The 18,722-nt window shown below is 59.6% G+C and carries 13 protein-coding genes, 1 tRNA gene, 2 rRNA genes, 4 pseudogenes and 1 other annotated feature (1 of these 21 running past the window's edge); of the genes and pseudogenes, 12 read left to right on the forward strand and 8 right to left on the reverse strand.

The features are described from left to right. Positions 1 to 52: 52 nt before the first annotated feature. The 6 genes and pseudogenes from BVG79_RS07585 to BVG79_RS07615 all read left to right on the forward strand — a co-directional run bounded on the left by BVG79_RS07585 (position 53) and on the right by BVG79_RS07615 (position 6,568). Positions 53 to 1,117, forward strand: a complete 1,065-nt coding sequence (locus BVG79_RS07585) for a Bug family tripartite tricarboxylate transporter substrate binding protein (RefSeq protein ID WP_085786357.1) — start codon at positions 53 to 55, stop codon at positions 1,115 to 1,117. Positions 1,118 to 1,169: 52 nt separating this feature from the next. After that, a complete protein-coding gene (locus BVG79_RS07590) occupies positions 1,170 to 2,090 on the forward strand; it encodes a Fe(3+) dicitrate ABC transporter substrate-binding protein (protein ID WP_085786358.1) in 921 nt (306 codons plus the stop codon). Positions 2,091 to 2,095: 5 nt separating this feature from the next. Continuing rightward, on the forward strand, positions 2,096 to 3,076 hold the full coding sequence (locus BVG79_RS07595; RefSeq protein ID WP_085786359.1) for an iron chelate uptake ABC transporter family permease subunit: 981 nt from the start codon (positions 2,096 to 2,098) through the stop codon (positions 3,074 to 3,076). Beyond that, positions 3,073 to 4,023, forward strand: a complete 951-nt coding sequence (locus BVG79_RS07600; protein ID WP_085786360.1) for an iron chelate uptake ABC transporter family permease subunit — start codon at positions 3,073 to 3,075, stop codon at positions 4,021 to 4,023. The genes BVG79_RS07595 and BVG79_RS07600 overlap by 4 nt, the downstream gene beginning before the upstream one ends. Next, positions 4,023 to 4,799 carry an ABC transporter ATP-binding protein gene (locus BVG79_RS07605; RefSeq protein ID WP_085786361.1) on the forward strand — a complete coding sequence of 259 codons (777 nt, stop codon included), beginning with the start codon at positions 4,023 to 4,025 and terminating at the stop codon, positions 4,797 to 4,799. Before BVG79_RS07600 ends, BVG79_RS07605 begins: the two co-directional genes overlap by 1 nt. A gap of 720 nt (positions 4,800 to 5,519) precedes the next feature. After that, positions 5,520 to 6,568 (forward strand): annotated as a pseudogene (locus BVG79_RS07615) (IS3 family transposase). Between the two features lie 105 nt (positions 6,569 to 6,673). On the opposite strand, the pseudogene BVG79_RS07620 reads toward BVG79_RS07615, so the two are convergent. The 4 genes and pseudogenes from BVG79_RS07620 to BVG79_RS07635 form a co-directional block, all read right to left on the reverse strand. Further along, positions 6,674 to 7,593, reverse strand: a pseudogene (locus BVG79_RS07620) (IS5 family transposase). Between the two features lie 417 nt (positions 7,594 to 8,010). Next, positions 8,011 to 8,781 carry a tyrosine-protein phosphatase gene (locus tag BVG79_RS07625; RefSeq protein ID WP_157115654.1) on the reverse strand — a complete coding sequence of 257 codons (771 nt, stop codon included), beginning with the start codon at positions 8,779 to 8,781 and terminating at the stop codon, positions 8,011 to 8,013. Positions 8,782 to 8,828: 47 nt separating this feature from the next. After that, positions 8,829 to 9,518: a TetR family transcriptional regulator gene (locus BVG79_RS07630; RefSeq protein ID WP_085786364.1), complete on the reverse strand. Its 690-nt coding sequence runs from the start codon at positions 9,516 to 9,518 to the stop codon at positions 8,829 to 8,831. Between the two features lie 6 nt (positions 9,519 to 9,524). Beyond that, positions 9,525 to 10,631 carry an ABC transporter ATP-binding protein gene (locus BVG79_RS07635; RefSeq protein ID WP_085786365.1) on the reverse strand — a complete coding sequence of 369 codons (1,107 nt, stop codon included), beginning with the start codon at positions 10,629 to 10,631 and terminating at the stop codon, positions 9,525 to 9,527. Positions 10,632 to 10,770: 139 nt separating this feature from the next. Between BVG79_RS07635 and BVG79_RS07640 the strand changes: the two genes are divergently transcribed. The 6 genes and pseudogenes from BVG79_RS07640 (at position 10,771) to BVG79_RS07665 (ending at position 17,038) form a co-directional block, all read left to right on the forward strand. Then, a complete protein-coding gene (locus BVG79_RS07640; protein WP_085786366.1) occupies positions 10,771 to 11,604 on the forward strand; it encodes a metallophosphoesterase in 834 nt (277 codons plus the stop codon). Between the two features lie 35 nt (positions 11,605 to 11,639). Next, positions 11,640 to 12,926, forward strand: a complete 1,287-nt coding sequence (locus BVG79_RS07645; protein WP_085786367.1) for an ABC transporter substrate-binding protein — start codon at positions 11,640 to 11,642, stop codon at positions 12,924 to 12,926. A 219-nt stretch (positions 12,927 to 13,145) separates the two neighbouring features. Next, positions 13,146 to 13,910 carry a carbohydrate ABC transporter permease gene (locus tag BVG79_RS07650; protein WP_236951333.1) on the forward strand — a complete coding sequence of 255 codons (765 nt, stop codon included), beginning with the start codon at positions 13,146 to 13,148 and terminating at the stop codon, positions 13,908 to 13,910. Positions 13,911 to 13,986: 76 nt separating this feature from the next. Next, positions 13,987 to 14,718 carry a carbohydrate ABC transporter permease gene (locus BVG79_RS07655; RefSeq protein WP_236951457.1) on the forward strand — a complete coding sequence of 244 codons (732 nt, stop codon included), beginning with the start codon at positions 13,987 to 13,989 and terminating at the stop codon, positions 14,716 to 14,718. Between the two features lie 185 nt (positions 14,719 to 14,903). Continuing rightward, positions 14,904 to 15,783 (forward strand): annotated as a pseudogene (locus BVG79_RS07660) (IS3 family transposase); the annotation flags it as partial. A gap of 54 nt (positions 15,784 to 15,837) precedes the next feature. After that, positions 15,838 to 17,038: pseudogene (locus BVG79_RS07665) on the forward strand (IS3 family transposase). Next, positions 16,119 to 16,235, forward strand: a sequence feature (AL1L pseudoknot). (Overlaps the previous pseudogene by 117 nt.) Before the next feature lie 57 nt (positions 17,039 to 17,095). On the opposite strand, the gene BVG79_RS07670 reads toward BVG79_RS07665, so the two are convergent. The 4 genes from BVG79_RS07670 to BVG79_RS07685 form a co-directional block, all read right to left on the reverse strand. Next, positions 17,096 to 17,419, reverse strand: a complete 324-nt coding sequence (locus BVG79_RS07670) for a hypothetical protein (protein WP_157115655.1) — start codon at positions 17,417 to 17,419, stop codon at positions 17,096 to 17,098. 178 nt (positions 17,420 to 17,597) lie between these two features. Next, positions 17,598 to 17,674, reverse strand: a tRNA-Met gene (locus BVG79_RS07675). A 45-nt stretch (positions 17,675 to 17,719) separates the two neighbouring features. Continuing rightward, positions 17,720 to 17,834, reverse strand: a 5S ribosomal RNA gene (gene rrf, locus BVG79_RS07680). A gap of 72 nt (positions 17,835 to 17,906) precedes the next feature. Further along, positions 17,907 to 18,722, reverse strand: a 23S ribosomal RNA gene (locus tag BVG79_RS07685) (it continues 2,021 nt past the right edge of the window).

The raw sequence follows: 18,722 nt of genomic DNA on the forward strand, positions 1-18,722 counted from the left end.
TCCGTCAATTGAAAGGGAACTGACAGGTTCGATCTGCTAAAGAGCAACCAATATGAATTTGGACAGCGCTGTGACTGGTTTCTTCCGCATCCTTTGTCTGAGCTTTGCGACAGCGCTTACTGCGCTGCCCCTGGCCCTGCGTGCGCAGGATTTGTCCGATAGCGTCGACTGCCTCGTCCCCGCCCAACCGCAGGGCGGTTTCGACATGACCTGTCAGCTTTTGGCCGAAACGCTGCCCTCAGCCGGCATCGGGATCACCACGGTCACCCGTTCCTATCTGCCCGGCGGGGTTGGCGCGGCCGCCTATAATGCGGTCTTGCACGGCGCCAACCCGCGTCAGGATCAGCTAATCGCCTTTGCAGACGGCTCGATTTACAATCTCGCGCTGGGGCAGATGCCCGCCGACAGCGATCAGGCCCCCCAATGGGTCGCGGTTCTGGCCCGCGATTACGGCGCTGTTGTGGTGCGCGGTGATGCCCCATGGCAGGGGCTAGAGGCGTTGATGCGGGATGCTGCCCAAGATCCGCACCGGATCGGTTTTGGCGGTGGTGGTTTACTATGGGGGCCTGACCGAATGCGCCTGTCGCTGACGGCGCGCGCCTATGGCATCCCCTTGGACAATCTGCGCTTTTTGGCGTTCGAAGGCAGCGGTTCGTGTCTCGAGGCCCTAAGCGCCGGCTTCGTGCAAGTCTGCCTGAACGATGCAGCCGCTGCGCAAACGGCCATCGATCAAGGAACGGATTTGCGTATTCTGGCCATCTATGCCCCAACCCGCCTGCCCGGCGCACTCGCGGACACGCCCACCGCGCGCGAACAAGGCGTGCCGCTGGATTGGCCCGTCGCCCGCGGGGTCTATCTGGCCCCCGGCGTCGACCCTGCCATCACCGCGGCGTGGCAAACGCGACTGGCCGCGCTGATGCAAACCCCCGACTATGCTGCCGCGCTAGCACGGTTCAATCTGCAACCCAACCCGCTGACGGGCGACGCCCTGACCGCCGCCATCGCTGATATTGCGGCCACCGCGCAGGCCCATGCGCGCGCACTGGGCCTTGTCTGCACCCCGCAACCCCTGTGGCCCCAACGCCAGATCACCTGCGTCAGGACAGATCCCACCTGACGCCATCCGCGCAGCCCCCTTGCCATGCGCCCATCATCCAAGGACCGTTTAAATGAGACTGACCCTCACCCTCGCCTGCAGCATGGCGCTGCTGGCCCCGGCCGCTTTCGCCGATCCCATCACCATCAACGACGGCACGCACGAGATCACCCTGCCCGACACGCCGACCCGTGTGGTTGCACTGGAATTTTCGTTTGTAGATGCCCTTGCCTCGGTCGCGGTCTCGCCGGTCGGTGTGGCGGACGACAATGATATCACCCGCCTGCCCCAAGCCATCCGCGACATCACCGGCCCGTGGACATCGGTCGGCCTGCGCGGACAACCCTCAATCGAGGATATCGCCGCCCTCTCGCCCGATCTGATCATCGCCGATCTTGATCGCCACGCGGCCGCCTATGATACGCTATCTGCCATTGCACCGACTCTGCTGCTACCTTCGCGCGGGGAAGACTACGCCGATAGCCTGAAATCCGCCCGCCTGATCGGCGATGCCGTCGGCAAAACCGCCGAAATGGACGCGCGCCTGACGCAGCACGCCGCGATCATGCAAGACTACGCGACCCAGATGCAGGCCATCGTCACCCCCGGCACGACCGTGATTTTCGGCGCCGCGCGCGAGGATAGCCTGTCGCTGCATGGCCCCGACAGCTACGATGGTTCGGTTCTGGCCGCGCTGGGGCTGACGGTGCCCGCAATCCGCGACGGTGGCGATGCTTATGAATTTGCCTCGATCGAACAGCTGCTGGCGCTTGACCCCGATTACCTGCTGGTCGGCCACTACCGCCGCCCCTCGATCGTTGATCAGTGGTCGACCGAACCGCTTTGGAACGTCCTGAAATCGGCACAAACCGCAGGCCATGTCGTCTCGGTCGACAGCAATGTCTGGGCGCGCAACCGCGGCATCATGGCCGCCGAGCGGATCGCCGACGACGCCCTGCACATCCTGCAAGGTACCTTTGCCGAGGTCGAATAATTCCAGTGGCCCGTCCCCTCATCCTGATCACCGGCACCACCCTTTTTGGGGTGGTGCTTTTCGCATGGTCGCTAATCGCCTTTTCCACTTTTCCGCTGTCGATCACGCAGGCCCTGCCACTGATCGGATGGGGGCAGAGCAGCACGATGACCCAGATCATCGCACAGATCCGTGTACCGCGGGCCCTGTGTGCGGTGCTGATCGGGGCGATGATGGGGCTGTGCGGCGCGCTCATGCAGGGGATCACCCGCAACCGCTTGGCCTCGCCCGCGCTGATGGGGGTAACGGGCGGCGCCAGCCTTGGGTTGGCATTGGTCAGCAGCGGCGTGATCGCCCTGCCCATCGCGCCGTCGATAGCTGCGGCCACGGGCGGCGCAGTCGCATGGGCGCTGGTGATGACCCTCGGGGCGTCGTGGTCGATTGATGCTGCGCGGGTGCGGTTGATCTTGGCCGGCATGACCATGGCGGCGTTATGCACGGGGCTGACGCGCCTTGTGGTGCTGCTGGCCGAGGAACGCGCCTTGGGCGTGTTGAACTGGCTAGCGGGGTCACTGGCAAACACGGGCTATGCGGATGTGCACTTGCTGGGCGTGACGGCGCTGATGGGCATCGTATTGACGGCATTCGTCGCGGCGCGGCTCAACATCGTCGCACTGGGGGACGAGGCGGCGCGCGCCCTTGGAGTCGCGCTGGTGCCGCTGCGCCTTGCGATTTTCGCGGGCGGCTGCGTCATGGTCGGTGTGACGGTCACCGTCACGGGGCCGATTGCCTTCATCGGCCTGATCGCGCCCAATGTCGCCCGCTTGATGGTCGGCGCGGATTATCGCTTTGTGACGCCGCTCAGCGCGATACTGGGCGCGAACCTGCTGCTGGCGTCGGATATTGCCGCGCGTTGGGTCGCCTTTCCGTCCGAGACGCCCGCCGGAGCCATCACCGCCCTAATCGGCGCACCGTTCTTTCTGTTTCTTGCCCGCAGGCCGCTATGATCCGCGCCCTTTTCCTTTTTGCGCTGCTGACGGTGCTGCTAATGCTGTCGCTCTGCCTCGGCGCGCATCCCCTGTCGCCCGTGGCGGTGGCGCAGCTGCTGGCCGCGCAGAATGCGCAGGATTTTCTGGTCTGGAACCACCGTTTGCCGCGCGCGCTGATTGCGCTGGTCCTAGGGGGCGCCATTGGCCTTGCGGGGGCGCTGGTGCAGGGGGTGATCCGCAATCCGCTTGCCTCGCCCGACCTGCTGGGCGTGACGCAGGGCGCAGGGATGACACTCGCCGGCGCGATCCTGTTGTTCCCAGACCTGTCGGTGAACCTGCTGCCGCTGATCGCAATCGCAGGCGGCGCGCTGGGGGCGGTTGTGCTGATGATCTATAACGCGGGGAATTTCTCTCCGCTGCGGTTCGCTTTATCGGGGGTAGCGCTGTCGGCAGGGTTTGCTGGCGTGACAGAATTCCTGCTGCTGACCCACCCTGTCGCGATCAACACGGCCCTCATGTCGCTAACCGGCAGCCTTTGGGCACGCGGGTGGGAACAAATGCCGCTAGTGTTGCTGGTGCTGCCTGTGGCGCTGCTTGCGCTGCCCTTGGCGAAATCGCTGGACCTGATCGGCCTTGGCGATGAAACCGCCCATGCGCTGGGTGTTCATCTGGGGCGGGTGCAGTTTTGCGCCCTTAGCCTTGCGGTGCTGCTGACCGGAATTGCAGTGGCAGTGCTGGGGCCGGTGGGCTTTATCGGGCTGGTCGCACCGCACATCGCGCGGCTTGCGACACCGGGGCGCGCCTTCGTAATCCTGCCCGCCAGCGCGGCCTTTGGCGGTGCGATCATGATGGCTGCCGACCTGCTGGGCCGCGCGATCTCCCCCCCGTTAGAGGTGCCCGTGGGCGTAATGACCGCCGTCATCGGCGCACCCTATTTCTTGTGGTTGCTGTTTAGGATGCGCTGATGACCATCGCGATCGAGATGAAAAACCTGTCCCTGCGCTATGGCGCAACGCCCGTACTAGAGGGACTGAACCTGCACATTCCGACCGGCAAATTCACCGTGCTTGTCGGGCAGAATGGCTGCGGAAAATCGAGCTTGCTCAAGGCCCTGATCCGCGCCCTGCCGCTGGCGGGCGGGGATATCTTGCTGGGTGGCACCGCTCTGGCGCAGATCCCCCCGCGCAGGCTGGCACAGATGATGTCCCTGCTGCCGCAAACGCTGAACGCACCCGATGGGGTCACCGTGCGCCAACTGGTTACCTACGGCCGCAGCCCGCATACCAATCTGTGGAACCGCTTGGGCGGCAGCGACCGCGCCGTAGTCGATGGCGCGATGATCCGCATGAACATTGCCCCCTTTGCCGATCGCCCTGTGGCGGAACTGTCGGGCGGCCAGCGGCAGCGCGCGTGGCTGGCGATGGTTTTGGCCCAACAAACGCCGATAATCTTGTTGGATGAGCCGACGAGTTACCTCGACATCGCCCATCAGGTCGAGGTGCTGCGCCTGTGCCGCGACCTTGCCGACGAGGGACGCACCGTCGTCGCCGTGCTGCACGACCTCAACCAAGCCTTTCGCTATGCCGATCAGGTCATCCTGCTGCAAAACGGAAAGTGCATGGCCGCAGGCGCCCCGCCCGATGTCGCGCGCGAAGACCTGCTTCATGCGGCCTTTGATATCCGCGCGCGCATTGTCACCGACCCCGAAGCCCACACCCCAATGATGATCGTGCGCAAATAACATCGTCCCGGGTGCTTTCACATGTTAAGATATCTCATGGCATGATTAATAGCTGTAACAACGCAGGCTGAGGGGGACTAATGCCCCTCTCGGCCCCGCAGCACGGAGTCGATTGACTGAGTCAGCGCGAACCGAACCAGTAGAGCGAGGCGCGGGAAGCGATGCGAAGGCTGATTGAGATGATCGTTGGTTTGCCTGTGCCCATTTCGGTCAAGCTTAGCCGGCTTGATCTGACGCGGCATTCGGATCTCGCGGGGATTTTGGCGCTTAGCCTAAATGCGGATCGACTGAGTGTATAGCAAAAAAGGCTTTGTTGGACTATCCTTTGCCCTGTAGATTCATGTCTGCGAGTCAGAGGTTTAGTATATATATATATGCAAGCCTGTTGATTTCCACCGAGAGGTGACCCGGTTGGTGGCATAATTTCCGTTGAGAATTGACCCATGTGACCCTTCACCCAACGCTGTGAGTGACGGGGGCTAAGGAGTGATCCACATGGGACTTTTGAATGTCATCCGCCGGATGGACCTGCGAGAGAAGCCGCCAATCCGCGAGATTACGCGACGCACCGGTCTGTCGCGCAACGCCATCAAGAAGTATCTCAACGCGGCGGTAATCCCCCCGAAAATAAGGGGCTGCGGAAGTGGAATATTCTCGGCAAGCTAAACGAGGATATTTTGAATGAAGACCATCAGATACACTGAGGCCCAGATCTAGGCGATCCTGCGGCAGGCTGAGGGCGGGATGCCGGTGGCCGAGCTGTGCCGGGCGCATGGGATGAGCAGCGCGTCGTTTTACAAGTGGCGGGCGAAGTATGGCGGCATGGATGCTTCCCTCATCAGCCAGATGAAGGCCATGGAAGAGGAGAATCGGCGTCTGAAGCGAATGTATGCGGAGCTCAGCATGCAGGCCGATCTGCTGAAAGAGGCTCTGGAAAAAAGGGACGCGGCCATCTCAACGCCGCGAGATGGCCGAGAAAGCGGTGGCGCGCCACAAGGTCAGCATTGGGCTGGTCTGTCGGGCTTTCGGGTTGAGCGAGACCTGTTATCGCTACAACCCGAAGCTGAAGGACAAGAATGAAGAGATTGCCGATCTGCTGCTCGGGCTGACAGATGCCCGCAAGACCTGGCGCTTCGGCTTGTGTTTTCTTCATCTGCGCAACGTGAAGGGTCATCCATGGAACCACAAGCGCGTCCATCGCATCTATTGCGCGCTGGAACTAAACCTGCGGATCAAGCCACGCAAGCGGTTGAAGCGGAAGAAGCCCGATGCCTTGGCGGTGCCGGACGCACAGAACATAACTCTGGTCGATGGATTTCATGGCCGACCGCCTGGGAGATGGCCGCCAGTTCCCGCTGCTGAACGTGTTGGATGACTTTAACCGTGAAGGGTTGGGCATGGAGGTGGATTTCTCGCTGCCTACCGAAAGGGTTATCCGCAGCCTCGACAGGATCATTGAGTGGCGCGGCAAGCCCGGCAGCATACGGGTCGACAACGGCCCGGAATACATCAGCGCGAAGCTGATGGAATGGGCCGAGAAGCGAGGAATAGCGATCCAGCACATCCAACCTCGCCAGCCCCAGCAGAACGCTTACATCGAGCGTTACAGCCGCACCGTCCGGCATGAATGGCGCAATCAATACATCATCAAAACCATCGAGGAGGCACAGGACTTCGCCACGCAATGGCTCTGGACTTACAACAACGACCGACCGAGCATGGGCATCAGCGGCATTAAACCCGCACAGAAACTGAAAATGGCCGCGTGAATTCTACGGATACGCCCCGCTAAAAAGGGGAGGATTACCGTGCCAGTGCACGGGCGTTGTTGCAGAAGTCAGGGCAAGAGCGAGCATGCCCTTTCCCCTTTGAGGTCAGGGCACGCGTTCGATCTCGGCGGAGCCGAGGGCATTGAAGCGGTTCATCAGCGCGACGCGGATATGGATTTCGGCGGTCTGGGTCGCGTGATGTGATGCGTTCGCCGAACGCCTTGAGGCACCTCATCTTCGCCTCGACCCGACTTCGGACGTGATAACCGGTCCAGCGCTTCCAAAGGGCTCGGCCCAGGCGTTGGGTCGCGCGCAGGATCTCATTGCGCGCGGTGGCGGCGGGGCAATCTTCCTTCCATCGTCGCCCGTTCTTGCGGATGGGGATGACTGCGGTGCCGCCGCGCGCCAGGATCGCCGTATGGCAGCGGCGGGTGTCGAAAGCACCATCTCCGGTCACAGTGCCGATCCGCTCATCGAGAGGGATCTGGTCCAGCAGATGCGGCAGAACGGGGCTGTCGCCCTTGTCGCTGGAGGTGAATTCTACCGCGCAGATATCACTGGTGGCGGTATCCATAGCCAGATGGACCTTGCGGTATTGGCGTCGGCGATGCGTGCCGTGTTTGCGCGCCAGCCATTCCCCATCGCCTAGGAACTTGATCCCTGTGCTGTCGACCAGCAGGTTCAGCGGACCTGGCGCACGGCGCTTCGTGATCTGAACCTCGATGGTTTTTTTGCCGCCGGCTCAGGGTGGAAAAGTCGGGGACGGGCCAGTCGAGCCCCGCCATCTACAGGATACTCGCCACCATCCCGGTCGTTTGCCGAAGCGGCAGCCCGAACAGAACCTTCACCATCAGACAGAATTGGACAGCGGCATCGCTGAACACTGGTGGCCGTCCATTGCGCCCGGTCTTCGGGGCGAGCCACTCCATGTCCTTGTCCAGCCAGATCAGAAGAGACCCTCGTCGCCGCAACGCATCGTTATAAGATTTCCAGTTCGTCGTGCGATAGCGGGCGGGATCAGGCAGGGTCGTGCCCGCTGATTAACCTCATGGATTCGTCGTGTGAATCACCCCGTGCCGCGGACTTCTGAAACAACGCCAATGTCAAAGGCGATCATCCCGCCCTATCCCAAATAAAAGCCTGAGGTCTCGCAAGCAACAATCGCACAAATTCTCACCCCGCTCGGCGGAACTCATCAGCGCCGCCATGACCTTGTAGCACTTCAGCCTGACCCCGATTCAACACGATATCTTCGGCGTTCTCGTGCTTACCAGCCATCCTCTGGTCCCTGTGAAAACCGGATACGCCGATCCCCAGGGGTGGAGCACTTCAGTTAGGGGTATTCAAGGCCAGCACCGAACAGGAAGACAAATCGCCCCCTGCCCGCAGAGCTGCATCGATGCTGACTATCGGGCGGGATCACCCTATCGCGCAACTCATATCTACGCGCCGATCAAGCGATCGACCGCGCGGTTGATCGTTGCATCTGTCAGACCTGCCGCCCGCAGATACCCGGCCGCGCCGCCAAATTCGACTGACACGGTTTTCAACACCCCCGACATGGCATCCGCAGGTGTGGCCAATAGCGTCGCCAGCAAACGCGGATCCGCCCCCCGTGAAAGTGCGTCTTCCCCTAACTTCTGGATAAACAGCGCACCATCCGTCGAGGTGCGCACATAATCCGCTATGATGTTTTCATCGGTGACATCCGCCAATGAGAGTAAAAGAGCGGCTATCATTCCCGTGCGATCCTTGCCCGCGGTGCAATGGAAAACAACCACCCCCTCGGGCGCATTTGCGATTGCATCGAACACTTCGGCAAATCGCGGCGCGGCAGCGGTCAGTGCCGCTTGGTAACGCGCACCTAGCGTGAAATCGGGGTCATCATGCATCGCCTGATCCGCCGGCGTCAGTTGAGAAAACAGCGGAATATGGATGTCCTGTATACCCACTGTCGACGAAAAGGGGCTGGGAGCCTCTGCCCGCTCTCGTGCTGTGCGCAGATCAATCACACTGGCCAACCCGCTGCGCATAGCGCGCTGTCCATCGCTTGTCAGTCCACGCATCGCACAGGCGCGGACGATACGTCCGTGCGCCGTATATCCGCCACTTTGACGCGCAATGCCACCCAAGTCCCTGATATTATGAACACCTGAGAGGTCGTTTGTGGTCACTTCCACCATATTCTTTCCTTGTTTTTGAAAATAAATCACCCCTCCCACCGCGACGCGGCAGGGCAAGGTTGAAACTGTTGTTGCGGTTAGTGTTTGGTCGCGCGCCGTATGCGTGGCAGCTTGGCCGGCAGAGCAACGCCTTCGGGCGGCGGAGGGTTGAACATTGCCGCGATCACGCCCACCATCGCCTCGATCACTTCATCCGCGTCATCGAAATCAATGCTCCCCCCGGTCAAGGTCGCTGATCGGATTGCATGTCGTATCATTTCACTCCGAAACCCAAGCGCGGCCACCAAGCGCAACGAGATCTGCGCATCACTCAGCCACGGAGCCGCGCGCGATAACGCGGCGACAAAGATGCGGTGATGCTCGATATCTTCGTGTAAGCTTAGGTAAAGTTCCGGTCGCGACGACATGGCCTGCATGCGTTGTGCGTAAACAAATATCTGGTGTTCGGAACGGGGGTCCAACCACATGCGTACCGACCGACTGACCAGCGCTCGTATCACCTCTGCTAGTGGAGCGGGCGCAGGGCGATATTTGTCGACAGTGCTTTGCAGATCATTAAGACGACCCGAATTCAGCCGCAGATAAGCCCGCTGGAGTGCCGCGACACATAGGCCTTCGAACGAGCCAAAATGATACCCGATAACAGACGCAGGCACATTGGCGCGTTTGGCAACCTCGCGTTGTGTCACAGCCTCAAAGCTGCGTTCGGTGAGAATGACCTCGCAAGCCGCGTTGATCAGCCGTTTGCGTGTTTCAACCGAGGACATCGCAGATCAATAAAATGCGGCAGCGCGGCGCGCCGGCGATGTGGCAACCGCAGCCCCCGTTTCATCGAATACATGCAGCGCATCAAGTGGCGCCGATACCGAAATATGCTCTCCGATCTGAATGGTGCGTGTTCCAGGCAGCCGAGCAGTCAATGCGCTGGCCGAACCGCTCTCAAGGCGGAACTCGACCAAAGTCTCGGCCCCTAGCCTTTCGACGTGCGACACATGCCCACTAAAGGCCAAAGCTACGCCATCAACGTGACCGGCAACCAACCTTTCAGGCCGCAATCCCAAAGTCACTGCCCCAGTCGCCACCCCGGGCAATTCAAGGTTCATCGCCCCCCATCGCAGGACCGGTGCCCCCGACACATTCGCCACTTCGGCCTTCAGCAAGTTCATCGGCGGCATTCCCAAAAATGTCGCGACGAACAAATCCTTGGGGTGATGATAAAGATCCATCGGCGTGCCCGCTTGACGAATACGCCCGCCTTCCATCAACACAACGCGGTCCGCCATGGTCATAGCCTCGACCTGATCATGCGTCACATAAAGCGTTGTGATGCCAAGATTCTTTTGCAATTTTGCAATCTCGACCCGCGCTGTACCGCGCAGTTTCGCATCCAAATTCGACAACGGCTCGTCGAACAAGAATGCCGCGGGTTGGCGCACGATACAACGCGCGACGGCAACACGTTGGCGCTGCCCCCCCGACAGCTGCTTGGGACGGCGGTCCAGCAAATGACCAATCCCGAGCAGGTCAGCTGCATTTTTCACCCGGTCGTTCAACGCGTCACGCCCCAAGCCGGACAGTTGCAACGAAAAGCCGATGTTTCCGGCAACGGTCATATGCGGATAAAGCGCATAGTTTTGAAAAACCATCGCCAAGTCACGCTCGCTCGGCCCCAGATTGGTCACGTCACGGCCGTCGACGAAAATCTGCCCTTCGCTGACGTCTTCCAGCCCTGCCAGCATCCGCAACGAGGTGGTTTTGCCGCAACCCGATGGCCCGACTAGTGCGACAAATTCACCCTCGGCGATTTCAAGGTTCAGCGATTCGACAGCAACTGTTTGGCCAAAACGCTTTGTAATATTAGAAAAAACGATGCCGGACATCGACAGGCTCCTTGTTCTTTGCATTGTCGATACGCCGCAACATTGACGCATCAGTGACGGTTCTCGAACGCCATTCGAATTGTGTCGTAACACCGTCGTTTTGGTCGCGCATCTGTCGCCTCGAAGTCAGGAGACAGACATGACCGAGATTCGTTTTATTCATATTAGTGACCTCCACATCGACACTGTGGATTCGACCACACCAAACGCCGAGGCGACCGCAAACACCCTGGCATCGATCCGCGCCCAGATCGAACGACTGCAACCCGCGCCAGCGTTTGTCATCGCATCAGGCGATTTGGCGAACCATGGCAACGTCGATGCTTATCGCCGCTTGCGACACCTGATGGAAGGGTTCCCCATCCCCGTGATCTGGGCCTTGGGCAATCACGACAACAGGGTGAACTATTGGGCGGGAATGCACGATCAAGAGGATCAGGGCCTCGTCGATCACGCCACGATCATTCAAGGCGTTCACATCATCACCCTCGACACCAGCCGCTATGGCCAGATTGGCGGCACATTGGATGATACGCAAATCGCGTTTCTGGACAGCGCGCTAAGCGCGCATCCCGACCTGCCGAAAATCGTTGTCATGCACCACCCGATCCTGGTCGAGGGTGTAGATCACAATGAATGGCACGGTTTGGATCACGCGGCGAGCGCGCGACTCGCTCAGATTCTGCCGAATCGTGGCGTTCAGGGTGTGTTTTCCGGACATATCCATCTGGACCGCTTTTCGACATGGCACGGGGTGCCGATCATCGTCAGCATGGGCCTGCAGAATTCGAGCGACCCTCTTTATGTGGGCGACGGAGTACGTTCGCTACAGGGCGCATCCATGTCGATTTGCACGCTGCGCGAGAGCGGGCTGACAGTCACGACCGTCCCCCAACCGACAACACGTCAGGTCGAGCGCGAAATCACGGCCGCACAGCTGGCCGCGTATGTCGCCGCGCTCAACGCCAAATAACCTTTGCTTTGACGCAACTCCGAAAGGAAAGTTCCATGCATCGTCGTTCCGTCCTTCTGGGCGCACTCGCTTCAAGCGTTGCCGCGCTGCCCTTCTCTCGCGCCATGGCGCAAAGCAATACATCTATTCGTTTCTACAATTACAATCTCGCAACCGCTGGGATCGGTGCCGAAGCCACCCTCAAAATGCTTGCGCGGTTTGGCAGTGAAAATCGGTCTGTAACGGTCGAGGGTGTAGGCGTTCCCGTTTCTGAACTGATGGGACGCGTCCAGGCCGATATGGTTGCCGGGATGGGTCCCGACGTTGCTCAACTGGCATTCACCGGCCTTTCCTATGCTCGCGACTACCTTGGGGCCGTTGCCCTCGAAGATGCAGTTCCTGCGGAAGAGCTTGAAGCCCACCTTGCCGGAATGATCCCGAACGGTGCGCGTCTAGGCAAACTCGACGGGAAAACCTATGCGCTGCCCTACGTCTTTTCGACGCCCGTCCTGTTTTACAACGCCGACATTTTTCGCGCTGCCGGCCTTGATCCCGACACACCGCCTAAGACGTGGGAAGACGTGCGTCAGGCCGCCGAAACAATCCAGACCGCGACAGACAAGACCGGCCTTCTGACTGGTATATTCGGCACCACCGCCGGCGACTGGCTGTATCAAGGTATCGTCCGTTCGGCGGGCGGCCAGCTGATGAGCGACGATCGTAAAACCCTGACCTTCGCCTCGGCCGAAGTCATTGAAGGTTTAAGCTTTTTGCGCTCAGTCGCCAAATCTGGCGCGATGCAGCCGGTATTCGACACTGGCGCGATCGAGGCGATGGCGTCGGGGAGCGTGGGGATGTATCTTCAGACCAGCGCCGTCCAAAACTCTTTGCTGCGCGGGTCTGCGGGCAAATGGGAACTACGTTCAGCCAGCATGCCCGCGTTTCCTGGCCATGATCCGATGCCGTCAAACTCTGGCTCGGGCCTTGTGATGATGACCCGTGATCCGGCAAAGCAGCGGGCGGCGTGGGAGTTGATGAAATTCCTGACATCTGACTGGGCCTACACTGTCATCACTTCGGAAATCGGCTATCTGCCGTTGCGTCCAAATGCGATCGAGAGCGAAGAGTTCCTGGCCCCGTGGATCCGCGAGAATCCGTTGATCCTTCCGAATCTTGACCAGTTGACGCGCCTAGAGCCCACCGTTCCATATCCGGGCCCGAACTATGCGCAGATCATGCAAATGGTAAACGGCGCGGCTGAGCTTGCAGTATTCGGCCCGTCTGACGACGTCGCCGGCATTCTGACCGAAGCGCAGCGCCAAGCTCAAAGCCTTATGCCGTAATATCCTGCCTCGCCGGTCGTCATGATCGGCGGGGCACCACATTTTTCGTCGGACGAATTGATGGCTGTAACTTTTGACCCCGCATCGCCATGGCCCGCCCGCCTGCGGCTATTGAACCTGAAACCATGGTTCTATCTGGCCCCTGCATTGGGGCTGCTATTCATTTGGGTCTATGGCCCCTTGGGCTATGCGCTTTGGCTTAGCTTTCATGAATGGAACATGCTGCCATTCCTGCAGCCACGTGCCGTGGGATTGCTGAATTACGAACGGCTCGTCACCTTGCCCCAGACGGGACAAGCGCTGCGCAATACGGCCTTTTACTTGCTTGGCTTGTTACCGCTGACCGTTGCGCTACCAGTCTTTATCGCAATCCTGACACAGGACCTGCAGGGCCGTTGGCGCAACCTTTACCGCGCATTGATTTTCCTGCCGCTGATTATCGCCCCTGTCGTTGCTGCGGCGGTTTGGCGATGGCTGCTCGACCCGCAATTTGGCTTGGTAAACGCCGTGATCGGTGCCTTTGGTCTGGAGCCTGTGCGCTTTCTGAATGATCCAAACTTTGCACTTTGGTCAATCGTATGGATCACCGGATGGAAGCTGATGGGATTTTCGACATTGATCGTCTCGGCCGCACTCTCCAGCATCAACCCGTCATTGATCGAGGCCGCACGCATAGACTGCGCATCCGAGTGGGAAGTGACGCGCCATATCCGTCTGCCCCTACTGTCGCCGACAATTTTCCTGCTTGTGCTGCTGACGATCATGGTCGGAGCGCAGTGGACCTTTACTTACATCCACGTTCTGACTCAGGGCGGCCCGCTCGATTCCAGCACCAACATTTACTACCTGCTTTGGCAGTTCGGCTTTGGCAGCCTCGCCGCGGGTTGGGCTTCTGCAGCGGGAATGATCCTGTTTGTCGGGTTTGGCGTTGTTGGCCTTGCTCTTATCTGGATCATGAACCGGGTGACATTCCATGACAATTAAGATCCGCCGTAAAAACAAACTGGCCCATGCGGTAATGATACCGTTAGCCTTCGTCTCGATCTTTCCCATTTGGTGGATGTTCGTGACCGCCCTGCGGCCAGAAAACGAGATTTACAGCTATTTGCCGATCCCGACTGCGCCCAGCCTTGAAAACTTTGCAATCGCCCTGCAGCAGATCCCTGCCGTGCGCATGCTGATCAATACTTTCGCTTTCGCGCTGGGTTCGACAATGGCATCACTGCTGACGGCTGTTCTGGCAGCATATGCCCTGACCCGCTGGCGGTTTTTTGGCGCCAAGCTGGCCTATGCGATTATCGCGCTAACGTGGCTGGTACCGTTTCAGGTGGTAATGATCCCGAACTACGTCCTTGTCTCACGGCTTGGGCTGATCGACACCATTACCGCGCTCGTACTGCCCAATATGATGTCTGCATTTGCTGTTATGATGCTAGTGCAATCCATGCGCTCGTTCCCTGCCGAAGTTGTCGAGGCAGCGCGCATGGACGGCGCCAGCGACTGGCGTATTTTGTGGCGCGTCATTGTGCCGAACCTGCGCGCACCATTGGCGGCACTGGCAATCTTGTTGTTTGTGAGCGCGTGGAACGAGTATTTTTGGCCGCTTTTGTTGACGCGCAGCCCAGAAACCTCGGTCATACAATCCGGCATCCAGATGTTCATAAGCGACCAAGGAAACCGTTGGGGTCCGCTAATGGCAGTCTCTAGCATCGCATGCCTGCCAGTTCTGGCAATTTATATCGTCCTGCAACGCCAAGTGATCGACAGCTTTGTTCAGGCAGGTTTAAGATAAGCATGAGGGCCAGCAACGTTTTTCTAAAATAGGCGCAAACCGTCCTTCGGCATGGCCGCACTTTAACTGTAGTGCGGCCATTTCGGCTTTTCTGAGTCTTAGCATGAACATTATTGATGACCTGCCCCCCCGCGAAATCCCTCACCGCAATGTAGAGTCTGCACCAACTCTGAAGGAGCAGACACATGCGTAAGAGCCGTTTCCCCGAGGCGCAGATAATCGGGATGGTCAAGGAGCAAGAGGCCGGGATGTCGACGGCCAAGGTGTGCCGCAGGCACGGCTTGAGCCCGGCGACGTTCTACAAGCTGAAGGCAAAGTATGGCGGGATTGAAGTGTCCGAGGCTGCTAGGCTGAAGGCGCTCGAGGACGAAAACGCCAAGCTGAAGCGCCTTCTGGCGGACACCATGCTGGCCAACGTCGTACTGAAAGACTCGCTGGGAAAGAACTGACGACATTGGCTAAGCGGCGAGATGCGGCGCTTCGGGTGATGCGAGATCATGACATCTCTCGGCGCCGGGCCTGCAGGCTGGTTGGTGTCGACGCCAAGACAGTCCGGCGTGAACGCCCACCGGACTGTGCCGATATCTGCAATGAGATGCAGGAGATCGCCGTCAAACGGCGCAGGTTCGGTTACCGCTGGATCGGCGTGCTGCTGGAGCGCAAGGGCATGAGCATGAACCACAAGAAGCTCTACCGGATATATCGAGAGGAAGGGCTGTCCGTGAACAGGCGGCGCGGTCGCAAGCGCGCGCATGGCATAAGGACACCAATGCCGTCAGCCGCGGGTGTCAATGCGCGCTGGTCATTGGACTTCGTGTCCGACAGCTTCGGCGCGTCGCGGAAGTTTCGGATTCTGGCGGTGATCGACACTTACACACGGGAGTGCCTGTGCCTGGTCGCGGACACCAGCCTGTCAGGGGCGCGCGTCGCCCGAGAGCTGAGCGCACTGATCAGGGTCTACGGCAAACCCGGCTGCATCGTCAGCGACAACGGCACAGAGTTCACCAGTCGCGCGATCCTGAACCGAAGGTCCGCGAAGCGAAATGGGCCGACGAAAACGAGGTGCTGCACCGTGCCGGGTTTGCCGGAGGCTCCAACTCCTGAGTAAGGTGGAGCATCATGAGCAAGACAACGAACAAGTTTTCGCCTGAGGTCCGCGAGCATGCGGTGCGGATGGTTCTCGACGGCGAGGGTCCGCATGGGTCGCGCTGGCAAGCCATTGTATCGATTGCCGCGAAGATCGGCTGTTCGGCCAACACGCTGAACGATTGGGTCAAGAAGGCCGAGGTCGACAGCGGTCGGCGCGCGGGCGTCTCGACCGATATGGCCGCGAAGCTGAAGGCCCTGGAGCGCGAGAACCGCGAACTGCGGCAAGCCAACGAGATCCTGCGCAAGGCGAGCGCGTATTTTGCGCTGGCGGAGCTCGACCGCCGGTCGAAGTGATGGTGTCGTTCATCGATGCGCATCGAGGGATTCATGGGGTCGAGCTGATCTGCAGCGTGCTGCCGATCGCCCCTTCCACCTACTACAGCCATCTGGCGAAGCGTGCCGATCCGGCGCGGCAGTCCGACCGGGCCCGCCGTGACGATGCGCTGCGTCCCGAGATACTGCGGGTCTTTGAAGAGAACTATCGGGTCTATGGCGTGCGCAAGGTCTGGCGGCAGCTGCGTCGCGAAGGCTTCGACATCGCGCGTTGCTCGGTCGGGAGGTTGATGAAGGGGCTGGGGATCCAGGAGATTATCCGTGGCAAGCCGGACAGGACGACGATCCCGGACTGCTCGGCCTCTTGGACAAGGTGAACCGCCAGTTCCGCGTGGCTGCGCCGAACATGCTGTGGGTCAGAGACTTCACTTACGTCGCTACCTGGAAGGGCTTCGCTTATGTGGCCTTTGTTATCGACGCCTATGCCCGCAGGATCGTCGGCTGGCGCGTCAGCACTTCGGCGCATGCAGGCTTCGTTCTCGATGCCCTGGAGCAGGCCGTGCATGACCGGCGGCCCGCCAAGGGCATGGGGCTGGTTCACCGCTCGGACCGCGGATCGCAATATTTGAGCATTCGCTACAGCGAGCGGCTGGCGGAAGCGGGGATAGAGCCATCGGTCGGCAGCGTCGGCGACAGCTACGACAATGCGCTGGCCGAGACGATCAACGGGCTGTTCAAGGCCGAGGTCATCCATCGTCGCGGGCCGTGGCGTAGTTTCGAAGCGGTGGAATCTGCCACGCTCGAATGGGTGGACTAGTTCAACAACCGCCGCCTGCTGGAGCCGATTGGGAACATCCCGCCAGCCGAAGCAGAGGCAAACTTCCACGCAGCTCTGTAAACTGAAGTCATGGCCGCGTAACTAACCAAAATCAGCCTCCGGCAAAACCGGAGCGGTTCAACCGACCACAAGAAGCTGGTCGACGCGATCATCGCCGGTGTGTCTGCGGACCAGGTGAAGGACCGTATGATCGAATTGGATGCCCGCCGGAAAGAACTGGAACGCCAGCTCTCGGCCTCCCCCGCCCCGGACCCGATCCGGATACACCCGGGCATAGCGAAGACCTACCGCGCCCGAATCGGCGCATTGATCGCTGGCCTGTCGGAGGCCGAGCGCACGGATGAGGCTAAGGAGGCGCTGCGAGCGCTGATCGAGAAGGTGGAACTGGTGCCGGTCCCGGCGGAAGAGAGCGAGACCGGCAAACCCGGCCTCGCGATCCATCTTCACGGCGCCTTGGCGAGCCTGTTGCGGCTGGCTTGTGGGCTGCTTTTGCATGAGGTTGTTGAAGCAGAGGCGCAAATGCAGAACGCCCCGCGGAAAGCGTGGCATGGAAGGTCAAACAGTGCGCATCAGGGAGATGAGAAAAGTCAACATACTGATATTATTGAAGAATTAGTTTTGGTTGCGGGGGCAGGATTTGAACCTGCGGCCTTCAGGTTATGAGCCTGACGAGCTACCGGGCTGCTCCACCCCGCGTTGTTTGGATTTTTTGTATATAGAGAGAGATATGCTTCTTATCAGGTCTGGCGGTGACTTACTCTCCCACGACTTAAGTCGCAGTACCATCAGCGTTTTTGCACTTAACTTCCGAGTTCGGGAAGGGATCGGGTGTTTTGCAAGAGCTATATCCACCAGACCGGGAAAGAAGCATTTTTGTTCAAGTATACTGTTATGTATGATTTTTGATTTGGTTGAGCTATTTCTGGATCAAACCAAGCCTATCGGACGATTAGTACTAGTCAACTGAATGCATTACTGCACTTACATCTCTAGCCTATTGACGTGATGGTCTTTCACGGTCCTCAGGGATACCTTGTTTTGAGGGGGGCTTCACGCTTAGATGCCTTCAGCGTTTATCCTGTCCGAACATAGCTACCCAGCACTACCGTTGGCACGATAACTGGTCCACCAGTGGTCCGTTCACCCCGGTCCTCTCGTACTAGGGGCAACTCCTCTCAAGTATCCTACACCCACGGAAGATAGGGACCGAACTGTCTCACGACGTTCTAAACCCAGCTCACGTACCTCTTTAAATGGCGAACAGCCATACCCTTGGGACCTGCTCCAGCCCCAGGATGAGATGAGCCGACATCGAGGTGCCAAACGATGCCGTCGATATGGACTCTTGGGCATCATCAGCCTGTTATCCCCAGCGTACCTTTTATTCGTTGAGCGATGGCCCTTCCACTCGGGACCACCGGATCACTATGGCCGACTTTCGTCTCTGCTCGACTTGTCAGTCTCGCAGTCAGGCTGGCTTATGCCATTGCACTCGACGACCGATTTCCGACCGGTCTGAGCCAACCTTCGCGCGCCTCCGTTACACTTTGGGAGGCGACCGCCCCAGTCAAACTCCCCACCACACAGGGTCCCGGATCCGGATAACGGACCGCGGTTAGACATCAAGCAAAGCAAGGGTGGTATCTCAAGGATGGCTCCGCAGGGACTGGCGTCTCTGTTTCAATGCCTACCACCTATCCTGCACATGCTTGGCCTGATGCCAATGTGAAGCTGGAGTAAAGGT

It is taken from the genome of Ketogulonicigenium robustum, from assembly GCF_002117445.1.
GTDB classification, from domain to species: domain Bacteria; phylum Pseudomonadota; class Alphaproteobacteria; order Rhodobacterales; family Rhodobacteraceae; genus Ketogulonicigenium; species Ketogulonicigenium robustum.

Coding starts and splice junctions, on each gene's coding strand:
- BVG79_RS07585 (WP_085786357.1), top strand. CDS start 53: ATGAATTTGGACAGCGCTGTGACTGGTTTCTTCCGCATCCTTTGTCTG.
- BVG79_RS07590 (WP_085786358.1), top strand. CDS start 1,170: ATGAGACTGACCCTCACCCTCGCCTGCAGCATGGCGCTGCTGGCCCCG.
- BVG79_RS07600 (WP_085786360.1), top strand. CDS start 3,073: ATGATCCGCGCCCTTTTCCTTTTTGCGCTGCTGACGGTGCTGCTAATG.
- BVG79_RS07605 (WP_085786361.1), top strand. CDS start 4,023: ATGACCATCGCGATCGAGATGAAAAACCTGTCCCTGCGCTATGGCGCA.
- BVG79_RS07630 (WP_085786364.1), bottom strand. CDS start 9,518: ATGTCCTCGGTTGAAACACGCAAACGGCTGATCAACGCGGCTTGCGAG.
- BVG79_RS07635 (WP_085786365.1), bottom strand. CDS start 10,631: ATGTCCGGCATCGTTTTTTCTAATATTACAAAGCGTTTTGGCCAAACA.
- BVG79_RS07640 (WP_085786366.1), top strand. CDS start 10,771: ATGACCGAGATTCGTTTTATTCATATTAGTGACCTCCACATCGACACT.
- BVG79_RS07645 (WP_085786367.1), top strand. CDS start 11,640: ATGCATCGTCGTTCCGTCCTTCTGGGCGCACTCGCTTCAAGCGTTGCC.
- BVG79_RS07650 (WP_236951333.1), top strand. CDS start 13,146: ATGCTGCCATTCCTGCAGCCACGTGCCGTGGGATTGCTGAATTACGAA.
- BVG79_RS07655 (WP_236951457.1), top strand. CDS start 13,987: ATGTTCGTGACCGCCCTGCGGCCAGAAAACGAGATTTACAGCTATTTG.
- BVG79_RS07670 (WP_157115655.1), bottom strand. CDS start 17,419: ATGGATCGCGAGGCCGGGTTTGCCGGTCTCGCTCTCTTCCGCCGGGAC.